Raw genomic sequence first — 20340 nt, forward strand, 5'->3', positions numbered from 1 at the left:
ATTCAACTCATAACTCACCAAAAATGATCCCGTCAAAAGAGCTAACTCCCAACGAAGCCCAACTGCTGATGAGCCAGTTGCACGATGGCGAGCTATCTCCAAATGATGCGATCATCCTGCAGAGCTACTTGGAGCGAAATCCAGAAGCAATCGATTGGATTGAAAGTCTGGATACACTTGATCTCGCCACCCAAGAACGCGTTGTCCCAATTCATCGCGATACCTCCATCGCCGCCATTCATGAGGCAATCGGAGGCGAGCAAAGCAAACGTAATGCAAAGCTGCTCCATTTCCCCCGACTCTTTCGCCCCTTGGCAGCCGCAGCAGCTGTGGTCACACTAGGCGCAGCCACTTGGCTCGGCTTGCACACTGAAGCCCAAGCCTCTTTCGAACCAAACGTAGTCGAATTCGTTTCGACCGACATTCCCAACGCGACCACCTACATCATTCCGGACGAAGAATCCGGATGGACGGTTGTTTGGGTGGATTCGGAAACCCTTGATTCAGATAAGAACAAGGGCTGAGGCAGACTGCTGAGCCGAGTTTAGATTCCACTCGGCTGCACATCCCGCTAGTCTACTTCGATCCTCGGCTGGTTTTTGACCAAATCGTCCAGCTGTTTCATTTGTTCGAGGAACCCTTCCAGGCGATTCAATGGCAAAGCGCAAGGTCCGTCGCACTTCGCATTTTCCGGATCCGGATGAGCCTCGAGGAAGAGGCCGGCGATACCAACCGACATTCCTGCCTTGGCCAAATCAAAAACCTGGCGCCTGCGCCCTCCAGCAGCCGTCGCCGTTCCGCCCGGAATTTGCAATGAGTGAGTGACGTCGAAAATAACCGGATATCCGAAGTCTTTCATGATGCCAAAGCCAAGCATATCGACGACAAGATTGTTGTAACCAAAACTCGAACCACGCTCGCACAACATCACCTTGTCGTTACCCGCTTCGTTTAGCTTCTTGATGATATGACCCATCTCGCGAGGAGACAGGAACTGGGCTTTTTTGACGTTGATGATTGCTCCTGTCTTGGCCATGGCGACGACTAGATCAGTCTGGCGGCATAGGAACGCGGGAAGTTGGATGATATCGCATACTTCGGCCACAGGAGCGGCTTGGTAAGGTTCGTGCACGTCAGTGATTACCGGCACGCCAAAGGTTTCCTTAATTTCAGCGAGAATCTCTAACCCCTTCTCCATTCCCGGGCCGCGATAGCTTGTCACCGAGGAACGGTTGGCCTTGTCGAAAGAGGCTTTGAACACGTAGGGAATGCCAAGTTTGTCGGTCACTCGCTTGTATTCAGCCGCGATCTCAAGAGCGAGGTCGCGAGATTCGAGGACGTTCATTCCCGCAAGCAGGGTAAAAGGCAAATCGTTGCCGCACTTGATGGATCCGATCTCAATCACTTTAGACATTCCTCGGTTCTTCCCTGTTTGATTGACTTCGCCAACCAAAAACAACACCGCTCCCAGTATAATTCGCCCCAAAGCTTATCCGATATTATCATGTCAAAACGCCGCTACTGCTGGATCGACCTAGAAATGACCGGACTTGATCCGGCCCATGACCGCATCGTTGAGGCGGCGGTAATCATCACAAACAAGCAGCTGGAGCCAGTTTTCGAGTGGGAGACTCCCGTAAAGCAGCCGCAGGAAGTGCTTGATGGTATGAACGACTGGTGTAAGCACCACCACGCCGCAAGTGGCTTACTCGACCGTATCCAGGACGGAATTACCGAGGGAGAGCTCGATGACAAGCTCGCCGAAATTACCCTAAAGTACTTTAAGAAAACCAACCCCTGCGTCATTGCCGGCAACTCGATCTCTCAGGATCGCAAATTCATAGACGCGTACCTTCCGAAATTTTCGCAGCGCCTCCATTACCGCATGCTCGACGTTTCGAGCTTCAAAATCGTCTTCCGAGAAATGCTCGGGAGAGAATTCAAAAAGGAAAACACGCACCGAGCACTGGACGACATACGCGAATCGATCGCAGAACTGAAGTACTATATGAGCTCCATAGATGCCTCAAATCTCGCTCCAATCGACAATACCCCGAAATCCGAGCGAGTCAGCGAGCAAAGCGATGCCTAAAATTCCGATTTTGTTCATCTTCTTGCTTGTGGTCCTCCCGAGTCGAGGAGCGGACGAGCTCGATTCGAGTCAGAAGGAACGATTAATCGAAAAAATCGGAGCAAAGCTCGATTCGAAAGCATTCGCTTTCGATACTGATTTCAGCCGCTGGAGAGATTTCACCACCGAGGACCAGGCTCTTATTTCCGAAGCCAAAACCAAGAAGGACTTGGCCAAAGCCCTGAATCATTCTCTGCGAAAATTCGAGATCTCCCATCTGGGCATTTCCGCCCCTAGCGCCGTACGCGAACGGCGGGCTGGTTTACGCACAGGAATAGGAATCACAATACATCCCCTCGATGAAGGAGGATTCGTTAGCTACGTACTGCCCTTGAGTCCGGCTAAAAGAACAGGACTGGAAAAGGGTGACATCATCGAAACCATAGATGGAGAAGCTCTGAAAGATTTGGGGCAACTCGCTGGAGTGAACGGACAAAAACGAATTCTTGGCTGGAAAAGAGGCAGCAGGAAAATGTCCGGCGAAGTAACCTATGCTCCCTTTCCACTTTTCGAGGAATCTTCAATGACTTGGCTAAACGAAGATGTAGCCATAATCAAAATACAGAGTTTCCACTACAAGTTCTACAAAGCGAACCGCGTGAATCGATTTTTTAGGCAGGCACGCAAAGCAAAAGCCATCATCATCGACCTACGAAACAACCGGGGCGGACTCTCCATAAACTCACGGCATCTCGCCTCCAAAATCAGTCGGCAAAAAGAAACCTTCGCTCGGATCTATAACGACCGCTCGAAACGCTCGAAGTCCGGGAAGTCGACCCATCCACTTCCCTTTTCACGACCTTACAAGGGCAAGGTCGTCGTGTTGGTCGACTCCACCTCCGCCAGCGCGGCGGACATCTTTCCGGCGTTTGTATCCGAAAGTGGTAGGGGTACCGTGATCGGACAACGCACTAGCGGAGCCCTTCAGCTCGCCCGCCATCTCCCTCTGCCCTACGGATTTAGGCTCTATGTGCCAATCTCGGAAATGTTAACCCCCAAAGGCCTTCGCCTGGAAGCAGAAGGATTTCCTCCCGACCTCGAGCTGACGTTAGAGCAAACGGTCGATGACGAATACATATTCGAAAAAGCGCTACAACAGATTGAATCAACTCAGTCTGTTTCGGAATAGAAGCTATCGATCTTGGCCGCGACATCCCGAAAGCCAATGTCGTTTGAGTAAATGAGCTTGTATCTCCTGATCGCGCTATCGACATCGCCCAAGGCTTCCGAACACTCTGCAGCTGAGTAAAGAACGTCCTTTTTGAAGTCGTCCATCAAGGGACTCTCATGCTCTACCACGCTAAATTGCTCCAGAGCGAGGTCATACAATCGCTTCCTGAAAAAGCACCGTCCCAACATAACACAGGAACGCCGCTTGAGACTTGTGCTTCGCTGCGAAATCTGAAACTCGCGAATCGCCTCGTCTACTTTACCAGCGCCCAGCAACAGTTCGCCGAGGTTAAGCCTTTGGGCGTAATCGTTTGGAAACTGCTCTACGATTTTTCGAGATTCCTCAATCTTAAGGGATTCCAGATCGTGCTCCAACTTCTGGATACGATCTTTGGGATCCTTTTGGGCGGCCGAAGGATCACGCTGCAGGTTTTGCAGCTCGAGCTCCGTGGCTCGAATCATGATCTCGTTTCTGAGCTGCTTAAGGGAGACATCGGACGCTGCTTGAGGTAACTGTGCCGCCTTGTCCAACCAACTTAGGGCCGTCCGGTATTCATCGCTTTTCAAGGATGCACGCACGAGTCTCTTATATAGGTCCAAGTTTTGAGGATCACGGTGGATTGCATCAATCAAATCAACGGTTCCCACCGCTCCATCAGCTTGCAGGTCCAGAAAACGGGATCCTTGCTCCGATTCCTCGGAAGATGGTTCCTCCTTTAGCTTGGACCTAAAATCGTGCTCTTCTTCCGCCCAATTTCCACGGTTGATGGAGTGGGCAACGGAAGCGGATTTGACGAGCTCCTGAATAATGGAGCTCTCAGGCTTCAAGGCTTTCAAACGCTCTGCAACAGCGACTGCCCGATTGGTATCTCCAAGGCTGATCAACGCTTCGCAATATCGATGGAGGAGATTGAAGTCTTTGGTTTCCTTGGTGCAAATTTTCTCGAGGCAAAAAACCGCGGTCTCTGGCAAATCCAACTTCTCCGCACCCGCAGCGACTAATGACAATGCTCCCTTGTGAAGCGGGTCATAACGCAAAGCGCGCTCTCCATATCCCATCGCTAAACTGGGATTCTTTTTGATGTAAGGCTTTCCGTAGGCAACTAGGGTTTGAGCGGTCAACAACCCCTTGGACTTGCTCCAAATGGACTGACCGTTTTTCGCGAACACGCTGGACTGCGCTTGACGCAAAAGCTCGCGAATTTCTAGACACCCCGGGGTATCTAGAAGAATTGAAGAGCAGATCTCGATGGCGTACTCGTAGTTGCCTCGATCCAATGCAGTACGAGCATTATCAACCCGTTTTTTGATGCGGGTATCTAGCGACTTGAGCGGGATTTCAGGCATCTCCTACTTTTCTACAATACTTCCAGATCGTTACCGACCGCCTCTCTCAACCTATCCATAGACTTCTCCACCACGGTCTGGCTGCGCGCCTCAACAAGCAATCGAATTTTAGGTTCCGTACCAGAATAGCGCACCAAAATGCGGCCATCCGCCCCCAATTCTTGAGTCAGACTCTTCATGCAGGCGCTAATCGCCGGACAGTCGCCAAGCTCCGGTTTAGAGGCGACTCGCAACGCGATCGAGATCTGTGGAAAAGGCTGATAGATACTGGACAACTGCGAAATAGGCTTAGCCTCCTCGGACAAAACTGAGCAGAGGGCCAAGGCGGCGACCAGACCATCGCCAGTTACCGCAAAACGCCCCCAAACAACATGTCCCGACTCCTCCCCGCCCAGGAGATACCCCTCCTGCTCCATGAGTCGGATAACGTGCTTATCACCAACATCCGTGCGAGCCACGGCAATTTGCTGGGCACTCATGGCAGCATCAAGCCCTAGGTTACTCTGAATTGTGGTTACCAAAGTCCCTCCCTTCAGCTGGGAAGCCTTTTTCTGGGCAGTCGCTAAAACAGCTAGAATCCCTTCTCCCGGCACTTTCTTGCCGCTTTCGTCCAACATCAGCAGACGGTCTCCATCACCATCGAATGCGAACCCAAGGTCGAAATTTCCCTTTCGGTAGAGCGACTTCAAGGATTCAGGATGTTCACTACCGACGCCGGCATTGATATTTTTCCCGTCCGGAACGTTTCCAATTACAGTTACGTCTGCGCCTAATTCCTTGAAGACCTTGGGAGCTATTTCAAACATAGCTCCATTCGCGCAATCCAGTGCCACCGCTCGTCCTTTCAACGAGACAGAGCTGAAATGAGCTACAACGGCCTCACAGTACCTTTGCCTAAGCGAGGAAGCGTCTTCGAGAATAGGCTCAATTCTCTCGGGAAAACCGCCGCAATCCTCCTCTCCCAAATATCGATCCAACGTTTCTTCCAACTTTTGGGACGGCTTTACGCCAGTCTCCGCAAAGAATTTGATCCCGTTGTCACTCGCCGGATTGTGAGAAGCGGTAATTGAGCATCCAAGTGAGGCATCGCTCGTTTTCGTGCAATAGGCCACGCAGGGAGTTGGAGCTACCCCAAGGTCCATAACTTTGCCCCCCGCCTGCTCGACTCCGCTGGCGAAGGACTCGAGAAGTTTAACACCCGATTCGCGCGTGTCGCGACCGACAGCGATTTTAGGTTCTTGGCATCCAGAAATCTCTCGAGCCAGTCGGATCGCCGCCTTACCAGCGCGAAAGGCAATTTCGTCGTTTAGACTCTCGCTGCCGTACTGCCCACGTATCCCGTCGGTTCCGAAATAGCGTAGCTTCATGCGGAGGCGTAAAATGCTTTAGTATCGGCTAGTTTTCGTTTCAGGGCGCCGCCGAGGATTATATCTCTCGCTGAGGTAATTCCTTCCTGGATGGAGTCGCACTTTCCCACGATGTGTAAGGCTGCTCCTACATTGAGAGCGACGGTATCTTCCAGCCCCTTCGGCGCCTTGCCCTCAAGCAAATCGTCCAAGATCCGGAGATTGTCCTCTAGTTCACCACCTAGCAAGTCATCGGCTGGAGCTTGCTCCAGACCGAGAGCTTCCGCAGTCCAGGTGTCGTCGATATCCCTAAGCGCTCCAAAACCTCTGACAACATTGCCCCCAACCACGCTCAACTCGTCCATACCCCGACCGTCAGCCAAGGCAGTATGAGCAACCAAGCCTCCCTTCAACTCCAAGGCGTGAAGCGTGTCAGCCAACATTGCCACAACTGAGGAAGAATAAACCCCGAGCAATTGAAAGGCTGGTCTCGCTGGGTTTATGAGAGGTCCCAATATGTTGAAAACCGATCTCTGCCCCTTGGCAGCAAGCTGCTGCCGCACGGGCATTATCTCCTTGAATGCAGGATGAAACGCGGGCGCGAACATGAAGCAAAAGCCGAGTTGCTCCATTGATTTACTCAAGGTCTCGTCGTCAGCCATCAAGTTTACCCCAAGAGCCTCCAGCAAATTGGCGCTGCCACATTTGGAAGTGATCGATTTGTTGCCGTGTTTGAGAACGGGAACTCCTGCAGCCGCCAAAGCGAAAACGACAGTGGTACTGATGTTGAAGCTACCCATTTTGTCCCCGCCAGTTCCACAGACATCGATTCCATCCGGAGCCCACTTCTGCAGCCCGGGGTCGCGAGCCAACTCGCGAAAACGTCTCGCGATGCCCGCTACTTCCACAGCGGATTCCCCTTTGCGGGATAATTCCGTCAAGAAGCTGGCCTTGTCCTCCGCCGAAACTTCGCTCGAAGCGAGTAAATCCGCAGACGCGGAAGCTTGGTCCATGGACAAATCCTGCCCTCCCGCCAACTGTGAGCTGAGCTCCTTCAATTCCATAGCACGAAGATCTACGCGCCCCGCTGCTGTAAAACAATGCAAAATGCCTCGCAAACTTGGCCCGAAAAGCTACGCATTCACCAGCATATCTTCCAACAAAGACCGCTTTGCCTTTATTTTGAAACAATATCTTGACGAGGGTATAGCCAAGCGGTATCAAGCGCAGCTTTTCTTTAAACCAGAAGAATCACCGACTAACAATTTACCACAATGGCTAATCCAAAACGCAAGCAATCCAAGCGCCGCAGCCGCCTCCGCAGAGGCGCCAACCGTTTCGAGGCTCCCGAGCTCGCAAAGGATCCAATCGACGGATCAGCTTTCCGCCCACACCGCGTGAATCCAAACAACGGCATGTACCGCGGCCGTCAGATTCTCGACGCTTCCGTTTAAGGGAAGCCGAACAATTAGGCAAACAGCCCGTTTAAGGCTTCAGACAAAAAATGCTCGAACCCAAGAGCTCATGCATCGCGATCGACGCTATGGGCTCCGACAAGGGGCCGGCAGAAATTGTAGCCGCCACCAAATTGGCGGTCGAAAAAGTTCCTGACCTAAGACGGGTTATCCTCGTCGGCGACGAATCAATCTTAAAGCCCTTACTTGAAAAAGAAGGGCTTTCTTCGCATCCGGACATATCCGTCTTCCACGCTTCAGAGGTCATCACGATGGATGACAAGCCCTTGGTAGCGCTGAAGAAAAAGAAGGATGCCAGTATGCTGCGAGCTATCGAGCTCGTTAAAAACGGTGACGCCAGTTGCGTAGTTAGCTGTGGTAACACCGGTAGCCTCATGGCTGCAGGCACAATCAAACTTCGCACCCTCGACGGTGTCGACCGCCCTGCCCTGGCAACCGTAATGCCACGAAAGCGCGGACACTTCGTACTCATTGACGCGGGGGCAAACCCAACCGCCAAGGCGGAGCATCTGGTTCACAATGCAGTCCTAGGCAGCGATTACTGCCGTTTGGTTCTTGGGAAAAAGGACCCCAAGGTAGGATTGATGACCATTGGAACTGAGGAAGGCAAAGGCACGGACCTAGTAAACCAAGCCCACACCCTCCTGAAAAGGGTCGATGGCCACCAGATTAACTACGCTGGACTGATAGAGGGATTTCAGACCTTTGAAGAGGGCGTGGATGTTGTCGTTTGCGACGGCTTCACAGGAAACATACTCCTCAAGGCGTGCGAGTCGCTGTTCATGCTACTGAAAGGCTTCGTAACGGAAGAGATTCAGGCCAACATACTTCGCAAGATGGGCTACTTGCTGTCAAAGGGGGCCTTTGACGCGATAAAAACCCAACTCAACCCCGAACGGTATGGCGGAGCTCCTCTCCTAGGACTGAAAGGCAATGTCCTAAAAGCCCACGGCTCAAGCAACAAGGAGGCGATCATGAATGCAATTCGCATCGCCAACGAAATCGTTAGCAACGAGCTGAACCGCCACATTCTCGAGGACATCGAGAAAGCCAACAACCTCATTTACAACGCCGAATAGGCGAGCCTGCATTTGCAGGTTGCATGACCCTAGAGGCTCCCCCATTCAGACAATCGCATGAGTACTGCGCCTAGATCCGTAATTATTAAAGGAACCGGTTCCTACACACCGCAAAAAGCGCTTACCAACAACGATCTGTCAAAATTCGTAGATACTTCCGACGAGTGGATTTTTACGAGAACCGGCATCCGCGAACGAAGGATTGCGGGAGAGGGAGAGACATCTTCCTCGATGGGCGCAGAAGCAGGGAAACGAGCAATCGAAGATGCGGGACTTACCCCGGAAGAAATCGATTTGGTTATCGTCGGCACCATGACCCCCGACATGCCTTTTCCCTCCACAGCTTGCCTTGTCCAAGATAAGATAGGCATCCGCAACGCCATGAGTTTCGACGTAGAAGCAGCGTGCTCAGGCTTCGTCTACATCATGGAGATTGCCTGCGGACTGCTGCAGACCGGACGCTACAAGAATGCTCTGATAATCGGGTCGGAAACGTTATCTCCCGTCCTAGACTGGACCGATCGCACCACCTGCGTCCTCTTTGGCGATGGTGCCGGAGCTGCCGTGTTAAGCCATGCAGAAGAAGGCGATGAATCGGGTATCCTGGATTTCATAATCGGCTCCGATGGCAGCAAAGCCGACATGCTCCACCAGCCTGGAGGTGGTTGCGCAATACCCGCCACCGTTGAATCGCTGGAAACACGCCAACACTTCCTGAAGATGCGCGGTCAGGAGGTCTTTAAGCAAGCGGTTCGCGTAATGGGGCAAGCCGCCTCGGAAATACTTGAACAAAATGGAATTAAACCGGACCAACTGAAATGCGTCATACCGCATCAGGCAAACATCCGCATAATCGAGTCCATTTCTTCAAGACTTCACATTCCAATTGAACGCTTTTTCCTAAATTTAGACAAATACGGCAACACTTCAGCGGCCTCCATCCCTATCGCCTTGGACGAAGCAGCCCGAGCGGGGAGACTAGAAGCTGGAGATTATATATTAATAGTTGCCTTCGGAGCCGGCCTGACATGGGGCGCAACCCTCCTCCGCTGGTAATAAGACACACGCAAATAAAGAAATCATCGCTATCAAGTCTCAATGATGAAGACCACTTCCTCTATCTCTTTGAACCCCAATCGTTTCTTCGTACTACTCTCTTTGCTGTTCGCTGTCATGTCGACGAACGCCACATCCGTGTGGGCAAAGTCAAAGATCTCCTGGAGCCCTGAAATCGGCTACACCTCCGAGGAAGTGGATCTTTCCGGTCTCCTGCCGGAAGAACAGCAGAAGATCCTCACTTGGATGAACACAGCCAGAGAGGCCGAGGAGAAGAAGTCCTTCCGTAAAGCGCTGAAGCTCTACAAGAAGGTATATAAGAAATACCCAAAAAACCAGTATTCGCCAGAGGCCTACTACCGCACAGCCCAGATTCAGCTGCGACGCAACAAGGTCGACAAAGCCTTTGAAGCCTTCAACACCATCGCGTGGGTCTACCCTAACTACGGCAGCTTCAACGAAACTCTCGGTGAAATGTACAAAATCGCAGTCGCCCGTCTTGAGACTTACCGCGATAAGATATTTTGGGTAATCCCTGGCTTCAAAAATACCGATAGGGCCATTCAATACTTCGAGCGCGTGGTAGCCATCGCCCCTTACAGCGACTACGCCCCTCTATCGCTCATGAATGTGGCCAAGGCTTGGTCTGACAAAAACAGCGACACCATGACGATCTACGCCTTGGACAGACTAGTCACCAACTACCCAAATAGCTTCCTCACCTCTGACGCATACCTGAAGCTCGCCCAAACCCACTACGGACTAATCGAAGGGCCCGAGTACGACCAGCGAGCCACCGAGGACGCAATTACCTTCTTCGAGGACTTCTTGATTCAATACCCTGAAAACCCGAATGTAGACCAAGCGGAAAAGGGCCTGTCCGAAGCCAAAAACATCCTCTCCTTGAGCAAGCTGAAAATGGGCGACTTCTACTACTACAAGCGCTCCAAATACGAGGCTGCCCGTGTCCTTTACAACGAAGCTATCACCATAGCCCCTCGTTCCCAGTCAGCGGATACCGCAAGGGTTCGCCTGGAAAAGATCGACACGATCGTTGGCAAAACAGAAGAAGTTTCTTCCGAGAAGACGCCTACAACAGAAGAAATCCAAGAGAGAGCTCGCAAGCGCGCCAAGCGTAAGATTCTCGGCATATTCTAAAATTGTCCGAGCACCCAACTCTCCAAAACGCTCTCCAAGCCCTCCAAGATGCGAACGCTAATCCTTTGCGGAGCCATAGTCGCCCTACTAAGCGGGTGTGCCAGCTACCAGCTCGGAACTCCGAGCCCACTTCCCTACGAGACTATTGCGGTAGCTCCTCCACTCAACAAAACGACTCTGCCGCAAATTGAGGGGCCGCTCAACGCCGCACTCAGACAATCCCTGCAACGCAGCAGCTCCGTCAAACTGTCAACCGGCAGTGCCGCGGATGGAATACTTAGCCTAACTTTACTGGAGGTTAAACGCTCCATCGCTGCAGTGACCTCAGACGACGTAGGAAGAGGCCGTAAGTTCCAGCTCGAGATTCAAGTAGAGTTGTCAGTGTCGAACGAGAACGACCCTAGCGCCCCTTACCTCCCGTCCAGAGTATTCGCCATTTCCCAGGACATCTTCACAGATGACGGGCAAGTGGAAGCCGAATATCAAGCGATCCCTGAAATCAGCAGAAAGATCGCCGAGAAAACTACCGAACTCGTAACTGAGCTTTGGCAGTAGCTTCTCGAAAAGAGGCTCGAAAATACGCGGGTCTAGACTTGAGCAAGCCTAGGTTAGCCCGCTAACGTGGGCGAAATGGGTTCACCTATATTAGCTCCATCCATGCTAGCAGCCGACCACACGCGACTAGCCGAGGATATCAAACTTGTCGAGGCAGCTGGCTGCACATGGCTACACGTGGACATTATGGACGGACACTTTGTCCCTAACCTCACTTTTGGTCCACAAACGGTCGCCGACCTCCGTCCCAAAACTGAGCTTTTCCTCGATGTTCACCTGATGCTTGCCCAACCCCAGCATTTTGTGGAGGCTTTCGCCAAAGCGGGCGCCGACCAGATAACGATACACGTCGAGCCATCCTACGACGTAGGAGCCTGTCTTGATCAACTAAAAGATCTGGGCGTGAAACGCGGTGTAGTAATAAACCCTCGAACTCCGGCCGAGGCCGTAGAGCCCTATCTGCGAGAGGTCGACATCGTACTTGCCATGACTGTACAGCCAGGATTCGGCGGCCAATCATTCCAACAGGACGTATTGGAAAAGACAGCACAAATAGCGAAATGGAGAGAGTCCTTGGGACTCGATTTCCGGATCGAAGTAGATGGCGGAGTAAATGCCGAAAACGCTCCCCTCTGTCGTGCCAAAGGCGTGGATACATTCGTAGCCGGGACAGCTTTTTTCAAATCGGAAGACCGATCCCTTTTCAGAAAGAACATCGAAACGCTCGACTAAATGCTCGCAAAACGACCTAAATACACAGAGGAAGACCTCGAAACAATCCTTGTAACAAGGGAGCAAATACAGACTCGCGTCGAAGAACTGGGAGTAGAGCTTTCCAAGTTTTACGAGGGAAGAGACGTAACCATCGTTTCGATTCTGAGCGGAGCGCTTATCTTCACTGCAGACCTGATTCGTTCATGCGATTTTCCGACTCGACTGGACTGCCTTCGAGCTGAGAGCTACGGCAACGCCACGAGCGCCCAAGAGCCGCCTAGAATCACCAACCCATTGAAAACCGACATCACAGGTCACGATGTTTTGGTGGTGGATGACATTCTCGATTCAGGCAACACCCTCAAATCAATCATTGCTCACCTGGAAGGATTCTCCCCTGCGTCGCTGAAAACATGCGTGCTTCTGGACAAGCCTGCCCGCCACGAAAAGTCATTTAGCGCCGATTTCTGCGGTTTCACCATACCGGACCAATTTGTGGTCGGATATGGCCTCGATTTCGCGGAACGCTACCGAAATCTCGCCAGCATCGGAGTCTTGAAAAAGGAACTGCAAGATTCCGCTACACATATATAATTCGGCTCTCAGCCTGATGCCTGACTTTTCTTGAGGGCAGAATTGAGAATATACCTATGATCTTGGCGAATAGCTGGAAGGATTACGAAATACTGGAATGCGGTGACGGAATGAAAAAGGAGAGATGGGGCGACATCGTCCTTGTCCGACCTGACCCACAAGTCATTTGGCCGCGCAAGACCCCGGATTGGGGTCAATTCGACGCTTACTATCAACGGAGCGCCAAAGGCGGCGGTTCGTGGGATTACCGCAAGGCCTTGCCAGAAAGCTGGATTATTCGATACCGAGATCGCCGCTTCAAAATCCGCCCCACCAACTTCAAGCACACAGGGCTTTTTCCAGAGCAGGCGGTTAATTGGGATTGGTTTGGAGAAAAAATATCGAACCAGAAAAAGCAGATCAAGGTACTCAACCTATTTGGATACACCGGAGGAGCCACTATTGCGGCGGCCGCAGCCGGGGCAGAGGTTTGCCATGTCGACGCGGCAAAAGGCATGGTGGCTTGGTGTCGGGAAAATGCTGCCCTGAGCAATCTTAGCGAAGCGCCAATTCGCTACATCGTAGATGATTGTGTGAAATTTGTGGAGCGAGAGATTCGCAGAGGCACAAAGTACCAAGGAATCATAATGGATCCACCTTCGTACGGAAGAGGAAGTAAAGGCGAAGTTTGGCAATTTGAGCGGGACCTTTATGGTCTTCTCCAAAAATGCACCAAGATTTTCGATACCAAGGGACTGTTTTTCTTGGTCAATGCCTATACCACTGGGGTTTCTCCAACTGTAGTTGGAAACCTCTTACGAGAATCCATGTCTGGATTCGACGGCAAGGTCTCGTCTGGGGAAGTTGGTCTACCTATCTCACGTACAGCCAATACCCTCCCTTGCGGCCTCTACGCCCGTTGGGAGAGCTGATTACCACGACATTTCCTTCCGTGTTTTGTTACAATTTCGCCCGGCGAGCCTTCTGGTTTGCATGGGCAGGCGCAAAGTTGTAACAGTTTCAAATCAGGGAATCACGCAGCAAGGAATGGCAAAAAAGGACTTAGCAAAAAGTAAGTTTTTCAATTACTACCGGAACATAGACTACCCCACCTATAAGCACGAAAAGGAGGCTCTGCAGATTGAGCTTCTAAAAATGCAGCATTGGGTGGTGGAAAACAAAAAACGCGTAGCAATCGTTTTTGAGGGTCGAGATGCAGCCGGAAAAGGTTCCGCCATCAAGCGCTTCATCGAATACATGATGCCCAAGAACCTGCGTGTTGTTGAGTTAGGAATTCCCACTCCTAGCGAGTCGAAATACTGGTTTAGGCGCTACGAAAAGCATTTTCCCGAACCGGGCGAAATCGTCTTCTTCGATCGCTCTTGGTACAACAGGGCCATGATCGAGCCCACCATGGGCTACTGCAAAAAGTCCCAGTACAAGTACTTCATGAGCAAGGTACTGGATTGGGAGGAGAAGCACATCGACGAGGGCCTAATCCTGATAAAGCTGTATCTTTCTGTAGATAAAGAAACTCAGTCAGTCCGCTTCCAGGAGCGAATCGTCAATCCTCTCAAGTACTGGAAATACTCCGTCAACGATGAGAAGGTCCGCGAATATTGGGATGTGCTCACCAAGTATAAGGAGCAGATGTTCGAACGGACCTCCTCTCCCAAGAGCCCTTGGATCGTGATCGGTTCCAACAACAAGCTCGAGGCACGTCTGACCTCAATGCTTTACGTTTTGTCCACTATCCCGCACGACGAATGGAAGAACTTCAAGCCACTCACCAAAAAGACCGATAGAAAACGCTACAGCATTAACATCGAGGGAGTGGCCTTCAACAACTTGAACTATCGCCAGTTCAAACTTCTCCAGACACTACAGGCGAAGTACGATGCTTAATTTGCCCGTAATTGAAGCAGCTGGAGGCCTCACGATCGACAATTCAGATCGCGTCCTATTCATCTTCAAAAACGGTCGCTGGGATTTGCCTAAAGGGATAGTTGAGAAAGGGAAATCCACATCACAGACAGCCTTGAGCGAGGTATCCGAAGAAACAGGACAACCACTAGACACTCTAACGGTAGTCGGTGAACTGATACCAACCTCACATATATCCAAGTACGCGAAGAAAAAGTGGCTGAAGCGAACCCAGTGGTTTCTCATCCGTTGCAGTAACTCGAACAGCCCTCTAGAGCCTCAAACTGCGGAAGGTATTGAACACTGTGTCTGGATACCGATTTGGGAGTTGGAACGACCTCTGAGCAACTGCCCTTCCCGTATCCAATATTTGGTAAGCTTCTGGAAAAAGCTAAGGAAGATTCGCTCCAAGTAAGGAGGTTCGCGAGTAATCCACATTCCCGATACAACGGTTTTACAACTCGCCATAACTGGTACGGGACAAGGGACTTGAACCCCTAACCTTCTGATTCGTAGTCAGACGCTCTATCCAATTGAGCTAGCCCCGCTTCAGTTATGAATCGCCGGGTCGGCGATCAAGGGTCAGGAAGAAAGTGGTTTTGCGCGTCCGTTACAAGGACTTTTTTCAAAAAAAAGAAACCGCCCGAAAAACCGGGCGGCCGCTTTTAAATTACAGGGTACGGTCAAGGACTACACCTTCGGCAAATTCGCCGGGATATCGACTTCGTGGGTGTCTTTCCGTTTGACACGCTGCAAGCGAGATCTGCGGCGAAGCATTCGATCTAGCTTGTCCACCAATAGGTCGACTGCCTTGTAGCAGTCTGGGTCCGAGACGGAGACATTCATCGAAGGACCGTTTATTTCAATGTGCCCTTTCGCAATGAACTCGTGTTCGCTGCCTCCTTTTCCATAGATGCATTCCAGTTCAACCTTGATTCTAATGATTCGCTCTTCATGCCTGAAGAGTCGATCCACCTTCTCCGTTACGGCCTGCTTGATTGACTCAGTCAGATCCATGTGGATGCCGGTGATAATTAGATCGTGGTCGTTCTCAGTGTACATGATACTCCTTTGGTTATTTGTTATTCGATGAAAAGTCCCAAACATCTAAAGCATTCACTATGAGCTCTAGATACGACCTCGCTATCATAACAGGAGGCTCTTCTGGGATCGGTAGTTCAATCATCGAAGGATTAGTAAACGTAGGACGGACTGCTTCGATATTCAACATTTCTCGACGTATTCCGTCATCTTTTTCTATCGGCCCAAATCGCGTCCACCTTGAGTGCGATCTATCCGATCGAGATGCCAGAAAACGGACCTTGCAGGAGCTGATCCATAGGATCGAAACAACCGATTCAAATGGTCCTATACTTCTCGTAAACAACGCTGGATTAGGCATTTACGGAGAAATATGGTCTAAAAGTCCGCAAGAGCATCTCGAGCTACTGGAAGTAAATGTAAATGCGCTGGTGGACATCACAGTAAGCCTGCTTCCCGTCCTACAAAAGAGAGGCGGAGCCATCTTGAACATATCCTCCACTTCGGCCTTCCAGCCGACCCCTGGCCTTTCCACCTACGGGGCCAGCAAAGCATTCGTCCTAAATTGGACTTTAGCTCTCAATGACGAGCTAGGGGGATCTAAGGTCAGGGCGATAGCCATCTGCCCCGGCCCCACGAAGACGCAGTTTTTCCGCCGAGCAGGCTTCAGCGAGAGTATCATCCCAGACAGCTACGGCCAAAGCTCCGAAGAGGTGGCTAAACTCGCTCTCAAAGCCCTGGATCAGGGCAAGAGTTTTACAGTAACCGGATTTAAGAACAAAGCAGCCTCGCTTTTTTCCCGCCTGCTTCCACTTTCCCTGCGAACTAAAGTGGCAGGGAAAGTGATACGCCATTTCCGCCCCAAACCTAACTAGATAAGCATATGCCCGCGACCGAATGGGGTTGGCTCGTAACGCCCGAAGAACTTGAGGACTGGATCCTGCAAAACGACGACCACGTCTTGCTGGTCAACAAACCTGCCCTCCTTGTGTGCCATCCGTCCAAAAACGGCCCATGGTCCTCGCTTGCGGGAGCATGCCGTGAGTACACCCAGTCTGACCGGTCTCACCTAGTATCGCGACTGGACAGAGAGACGAGTGGAATCGTTCTCTTCGCCAAACACAGGCTGAAATCACGCCACCTTCAGATGGCGCTAGAGCGGCGAAAAGTAAGCAAAACCTATCTGGCAATCTTGGAGGGCGAACTCTCTGAGGAAACTTTAGTGGATGCACCGCTCGGTCCCGATACCCAAAGCATTGTCCATTCAAAAAACACCGTTAAGCGCGACGGTCGCAGGCAGGACGCCCAAACCCGCTACACCCCTCTTTTCAGCAATGGCCGCTATACTCTAGCAAAAGTTGACCCCATCACTGGACGTAAGCACCAGATAAGAGCCCACGCGCTACACATCGGTCACCACATCGTGGGCGATAAGCTTTACGGTCCAGACGAAGGGCTATTCCTCGACTTCATCGAAGATGGCTGGACCGATAAAATGGCTCAGATCCTTCCCCTTAACCGTCATGCCTTGCACGCCTACCGCATGGTTTTCGAACTGGAGACGGGAACAGAGACCTATATTGCCCCGCTGACCGCAGACTTGATCGAATTTTGCGAACAAAAGCTGGGCCTCCCCAAAGACAAATTGGACGAGATCATCTCTGAACTGTGAAGATCCTCTAAGCCAAACCCTGAGCGTAAAGGAATTGTGAATTTACACTTTATTTAACGCTTCATATCTGATCTATTCCGGACATGAGGTTTAACATGTTCGGCATAATATCGCTGATGATTTCCGCGATATTCATATGGATCTACGTGATTGATTCCCTGTGGACCCTAGCCCGAACCTTCGTAACCTGAAGAAGAAGTTCAGCTATCCCAAACCTTGAAACTTGCCATAGCGGCCGCTCCCCTGAAGAGAGCGGCCGCTTTCGCGTCTGAAGGTCGCATTATCAATTGATTCAAAGCGCTTCTGCGCTAGCCAATAAGCCGCTGTGCCTACCGATCCTCTCCAGCTATCCAACGTAAAGCGTTTCATCCTTTTTCGGCTTCTGTTTAACGCCCGGTTTTACTACCCGGTTTTCACGATCCTATTTCTAGATTTCGGGCTAACACTGGAGCAATTCGCCCTACTCAATACCGTTTGGGCTGCCACGATCGTCCTCTTAGAAGTTCCATCAGGAGCGCTTGCAGACACCTTGGGAAGACGAAACCTAGTCGTCTTGGCAGCCTTTTTCATGGTGGCGGAGATGCTTCTTATCCTTTTCGCCCCTATGGGAGAATCAACCACCGTCTTCTACCTGTTTTTGGCCAACCGGATACTGAGCGGAGCGGCTGAATCCGCTGCAAGTGGAGCTGACGAAGCGCTCGCCTACGATACCCTCAAAGAAAACGGACTCGAGCAGCGCTGGGGCGAAGTGCTCGAAAAGCAAATGCGTTTTCAGTCATTGGCCTTCATCGTAGCAATGAGCACAGGAGCTATTCTATACGACGGGGATTTGTTGAATTCAGCAATTTCTAGCATTGGCCTGAACCTCGAAATAAGCCGGGAAACCGCAACCAGACTACCGATCTGGGGAACGCTTTTCTTAGGAATTGCGGCAGTAATCACAACGCTGGGGATGAAGGAAACGAGCCCGGAATCAGCGGACCACAACACTTGGGGAACAATCCAGGAATCAACAAAAAACACGATACAGGCCGGAATCTGGATCCTTCGCACCCCGATGGCGTTCGTCATCATAAGCTGCGGTATGCTATTCGATCATATTACCCGCATGATCATGACGCTCACGAGCGAGCTTTATCGCCAGTTTGCCATACCAGAATATAGTTTTGGATTTATCGGATCCGGGCTCGCGATACTCGGCACATTCATGCCCAAAATTGGAAAAGCGATGGTCGAAAAGCGGTGCAAAGGCTTCAATTTTGCAACGCTTAGCATCTGCGTCTTTTCCGGCCTCTGGCTCATGGCCAGATTTACTCCCTACTGGAGTGCCCTACCTATGGTGTTGGTGTATGGGGGAATTTTTCTGAACGGTTTTTTTGTTAGCCACTACCTGAACCAGATAACTGACTCCAAGAGTCGAGCAACCGTGCTTAGCTTCAAAGGACTTTGCTTCAATTTAGCGTATGGAGCAATCGGATACCTTTACGCTTCAACAAGTAGCATTATCCGAGAAACCGGCGAAATCCAATCGGTTGCAGAATCCTCGAAGAGCGATGCCCTCTTCCAAACGGTCTTCGGTTATGCTCCCTACTACTTCTTAGTCTTGGTCGCTTTGGTTGCGGCCGTTTCCTCCTATCGCCTAAAAGTGGAAAGTCCGAGCAAGGCTTCGTGAGCGAAAATCAATGACGCTGCGTCAGCTCCAGCTCCGTAAACCACTCTGGTAGCGTGGCAAGAATCCGAAGGATCGTGCCGACATGAATGACCTGGCTCAAAGCTAAACCGGCTTCACTGACGCGTTCAGTTTTCTCCGTTACGCTATCCGCTAGGCGAGCTACAACTTCCAGACGAATTTTCAGCTGCTTGAATTTGTTGTAGTACTCAGTATCCGGTACTTGGACTTTCCGGGACTTTTTGGGACGCATTTCGCCTCCCACTTTGACGATCTGCTCGTTCAGCCATGCTTTGCACTCTTCTTCATATGCATTTCGAAAGGCAGCAATCGCTTTCAGCAGTTGCTCCTGAACAAGCTTCACCTTCTCTTTTGGAACAACTCGGACGAGGGCAACCAACTCTTGCGAACGTAGAACATCTGGACTCATGTCCAGAGTTTCGCTGGTCGCGTGGTTGCTACCATTTAACATACGATGATTAATAAGGATATGCCTCAGATGGTCTTGAATATCCATGTAGGAGACGTAGCCGATATCGCTTCGTAAAGCGCCCCATTGTCGCTCGCAAACCGACAAAAACTTCTTGCTGCGAACCGCGTGAGTTTCGCCTTCGTGACCAAAAGAATTCGAAGCGTAGCCATCTGCTACCTTATCAAATGTATTTTCGGCGATTAGGGCGAAATCCGAGAGTTTCGTGCGACCGGTTTCTAAAATATCGATTTCGATTTCGCGGCAATGCCGCTCCAATTCCTCACGCTCGTTAACCACGACCTTGGGCTTCGCCGCCTCCCTCTCCGCTTCCGCGTCGGCACCAAAATCCTCGAGGGAATTCGCTCCTGCCGAAACCTTACGGTGCGAGTCTTTCAAAACCTGCAAGCCGATGTAGCACGCTATGCCGAGAAACGAACATACCGCCACCACGCCGAGCACGTCGGTAATGGCGTCTCCGGGGTGTGAATTCGGCAATTCAGCTAGCGGCAATAAAATCATTTGTGGGATTTCGTCTGTTGGTAGTCGTTCACCTACTAACTCGACCAAAACCCTATTTGGTTAACCGTTGGCGCAATACCTCCTACCCGCGTAATCGAAGCTAGCTCAGATTAGCGGTTTTTTGACGTTTGCGGAATAGGTTTCGGTCAACGCTTCACATCCAACAGCGTTCCCAACATCTCGTCCTCGGTGTGGATGACCTTGGCGTTAGCGCTGTACATCGTTTCTGCACAGGCCAACTCTACGATGTTATTGGGGCTGATATCGCCAGACGCTATTTTGGCGGCGGCGTTGTTGAGTTTTCGACTTCCGCGATCCATGCCTTCCTTGGCCTTTTCAAAGGCTGTGGATTGACTCGTTGTTACAGCTTGGATTGCCATTCCGAATTCTAGCAAAAACTTGCTCGGAAATCCATCGAGCTTGTTACTCAAAATTGGCTG

At 51.2% G+C, this 20340-nt stretch carries 23 protein-coding genes and 1 tRNA gene; 16 read left to right on the forward strand and 8 right to left on the reverse strand.

Annotation, left to right across the window (positions count from 1 at the left end; translation table 11 throughout):
• The first annotated feature begins 23 nt into the window (after positions 1 to 23).
• Positions 24 to 524 carry a hypothetical protein gene (locus H5P27_RS16490; protein ID WP_185661524.1) on the forward strand — a complete coding sequence of 167 codons (501 nt, stop codon included), beginning with the start codon at positions 24 to 26 and terminating at the stop codon, positions 522 to 524.
• Positions 525 to 571: 47 nt separating this feature from the next.
• Here the strand turns inward: H5P27_RS16490 and kdsA are convergent, their stop codons facing one another.
• Complete coding sequence (gene kdsA, locus H5P27_RS16495) at positions 572 to 1414, reverse strand: 3-deoxy-8-phosphooctulonate synthase (protein ID WP_185661525.1); 843 nt, start codon at positions 1412 to 1414, stop codon at positions 572 to 574.
• Between the two features lie 90 nt (positions 1415 to 1504).
• On the opposite strand from kdsA, the gene orn reads away from it, so the two are divergent.
• Positions 1505 to 2092: an oligoribonuclease gene (orn, locus tag H5P27_RS16500; RefSeq protein ID WP_185661526.1), complete on the forward strand. Its 588-nt coding sequence runs from the start codon at positions 1505 to 1507 to the stop codon at positions 2090 to 2092.
• Positions 2085 to 3260: a S41 family peptidase gene (locus H5P27_RS16505; RefSeq protein ID WP_185661527.1), complete on the forward strand. Its 1176-nt coding sequence runs from the start codon at positions 2085 to 2087 to the stop codon at positions 3258 to 3260. Before orn ends, H5P27_RS16505 begins: the two co-directional genes overlap by 8 nt.
• Here H5P27_RS16505 and H5P27_RS16510 read toward each other — a convergent pair.
• Genes H5P27_RS16510 through trpD form a run of 3 tightly spaced genes read right to left on the reverse strand, consistent with a single transcriptional unit; the run spans position 3242 to position 7058 of the window.
• Complete coding sequence (locus tag H5P27_RS16510; protein WP_185661528.1) at positions 3242 to 4648, reverse strand: tetratricopeptide repeat protein; 1407 nt, start codon at positions 4646 to 4648, stop codon at positions 3242 to 3244. The genes H5P27_RS16505 and H5P27_RS16510 overlap by 19 nt on opposite strands.
• An 11-nt stretch (positions 4649 to 4659) precedes the next feature.
• On the reverse strand, positions 4660 to 6015 hold the full coding sequence (locus H5P27_RS16515; protein WP_185661529.1) for a phosphohexomutase domain-containing protein: 1356 nt from the start codon (positions 6013 to 6015) through the stop codon (positions 4660 to 4662).
• Entirely contained in the window at positions 6012 to 7058 is a 1047-nt protein-coding gene (gene trpD, locus H5P27_RS16520; RefSeq protein ID WP_185661530.1) for an anthranilate phosphoribosyltransferase, read from the reverse strand. The genes H5P27_RS16515 and trpD overlap by 4 nt, the downstream gene beginning before the upstream one ends.
• 210 nt (positions 7059 to 7268) lie before the next feature.
• Between trpD and rpmF the strand changes: the two genes are divergently transcribed.
• The 10 genes from rpmF to H5P27_RS16570 all read left to right on the forward strand — a co-directional run bounded on the left by rpmF (position 7269) and on the right by H5P27_RS16570 (position 14942).
• A complete protein-coding gene (gene rpmF / locus H5P27_RS16525) occupies positions 7269 to 7448 on the forward strand; it encodes a 50S ribosomal protein L32 (RefSeq protein ID WP_185661531.1) in 180 nt (59 codons plus the stop codon).
• 50 nt (positions 7449 to 7498) lie between these two features.
• A complete protein-coding gene (gene plsX, locus H5P27_RS16530; protein ID WP_185661532.1) occupies positions 7499 to 8548 on the forward strand; it encodes a phosphate acyltransferase PlsX in 1050 nt (349 codons plus the stop codon).
• 57 nt (positions 8549 to 8605) lie between these two features.
• Positions 8606 to 9604: a beta-ketoacyl-ACP synthase III gene (locus H5P27_RS16535; protein WP_185661533.1), complete on the forward strand. Its 999-nt coding sequence runs from the start codon at positions 8606 to 8608 to the stop codon at positions 9602 to 9604.
• 42 nt (positions 9605 to 9646) lie between these two features.
• Complete coding sequence (locus H5P27_RS16540; protein WP_185661534.1) at positions 9647 to 10762, forward strand: tetratricopeptide repeat protein; 1116 nt, start codon at positions 9647 to 9649, stop codon at positions 10760 to 10762.
• A 48-nt stretch (positions 10763 to 10810) separates the two neighbouring features.
• Entirely contained in the window at positions 10811 to 11317 is a 507-nt protein-coding gene (gene lptE, locus H5P27_RS16545; RefSeq protein WP_185661535.1) for an LPS assembly lipoprotein LptE, read from the forward strand.
• A 75-nt stretch (positions 11318 to 11392) separates the two neighbouring features.
• Complete coding sequence (rpe, locus tag H5P27_RS16550) at positions 11393 to 12049, forward strand: ribulose-phosphate 3-epimerase (RefSeq protein WP_185661536.1); 657 nt, start codon at positions 11393 to 11395, stop codon at positions 12047 to 12049.
• Positions 12050 to 12625, forward strand: a complete 576-nt coding sequence (gene hpt / locus H5P27_RS16555) for a hypoxanthine phosphoribosyltransferase (RefSeq protein WP_185661537.1) — start codon at positions 12050 to 12052, stop codon at positions 12623 to 12625.
• Between the two features lie 56 nt (positions 12626 to 12681).
• Complete coding sequence (locus tag H5P27_RS16560; RefSeq protein ID WP_185661538.1) at positions 12682 to 13536, forward strand: class I SAM-dependent methyltransferase; 855 nt, start codon at positions 12682 to 12684, stop codon at positions 13534 to 13536.
• Between the two features lie 115 nt (positions 13537 to 13651).
• Positions 13652 to 14509, forward strand: coding sequence for a polyphosphate kinase 2 family protein (locus H5P27_RS16565; protein ID WP_185661539.1), 858 nt, complete (start codon positions 13652 to 13654; stop codon positions 14507 to 14509).
• Positions 14502 to 14942: an NUDIX hydrolase gene (locus H5P27_RS16570; protein WP_185661540.1), complete on the forward strand. Its 441-nt coding sequence runs from the start codon at positions 14502 to 14504 to the stop codon at positions 14940 to 14942. Before H5P27_RS16565 ends, H5P27_RS16570 begins: the two co-directional genes overlap by 8 nt.
• Before the next feature lie 56 nt (positions 14943 to 14998).
• Here the strand turns inward: H5P27_RS16570 and H5P27_RS16575 are convergent.
• Together H5P27_RS16575 and hpf are read right to left on the reverse strand one after the other, a co-directional pair.
• Positions 14999 to 15075: transfer RNA gene (locus H5P27_RS16575), tRNA-Arg, on the reverse strand.
• Between the two features lie 142 nt (positions 15076 to 15217).
• Positions 15218 to 15589 (reverse strand): ribosome hibernation-promoting factor, HPF/YfiA family, encoded by a 372-nt coding sequence (gene hpf / locus H5P27_RS16580; RefSeq protein WP_185661541.1) that lies wholly within the window; start codon positions 15587 to 15589, stop codon positions 15218 to 15220.
• 59 nt (positions 15590 to 15648) lie between these two features.
• Here hpf and H5P27_RS16585 point away from each other — a divergent pair, with 59 nt between their 5' ends.
• From H5P27_RS16585 to H5P27_RS16595, 3 genes are all read left to right on the forward strand, one after another.
• Positions 15649 to 16443 carry an SDR family NAD(P)-dependent oxidoreductase gene (locus tag H5P27_RS16585; protein ID WP_185661542.1) on the forward strand — a complete coding sequence of 265 codons (795 nt, stop codon included), beginning with the start codon at positions 15649 to 15651 and terminating at the stop codon, positions 16441 to 16443.
• Positions 16444 to 16451: 8 nt separating this feature from the next.
• Positions 16452 to 17240 carry an RluA family pseudouridine synthase gene (locus H5P27_RS16590; RefSeq protein ID WP_185661543.1) on the forward strand — a complete coding sequence of 263 codons (789 nt, stop codon included), beginning with the start codon at positions 16452 to 16454 and terminating at the stop codon, positions 17238 to 17240.
• A gap of 325 nt (positions 17241 to 17565) precedes the next feature.
• Positions 17566 to 18912, forward strand: coding sequence for an MFS transporter (locus H5P27_RS16595; RefSeq protein WP_185661544.1), 1347 nt, complete (start codon positions 17566 to 17568; stop codon positions 18910 to 18912).
• A gap of 7 nt (positions 18913 to 18919) precedes the next feature.
• Here H5P27_RS16595 and H5P27_RS16600 read toward each other — a convergent pair whose 3' ends face one another.
• Positions 18920 to 19900, reverse strand: coding sequence for a hypothetical protein (locus tag H5P27_RS16600; protein WP_185661545.1), 981 nt, complete (start codon positions 19898 to 19900; stop codon positions 18920 to 18922).
• A 146-nt stretch (positions 19901 to 20046) separates the two neighbouring features.
• On the reverse strand, positions 20047 to 20331 hold the full coding sequence (locus H5P27_RS16605) for a flagellar basal body rod C-terminal domain-containing protein (protein ID WP_221774764.1): 285 nt from the start codon (positions 20329 to 20331) through the stop codon (positions 20047 to 20049).
• Positions 20332 to 20340 lie beyond the last annotated feature (9 nt).

This window comes from Pelagicoccus albus, from assembly GCF_014230145.1.
Classification (GTDB): Bacteria; Verrucomicrobiota; Verrucomicrobiia; order Opitutales; family Opitutaceae; genus Pelagicoccus; species Pelagicoccus albus.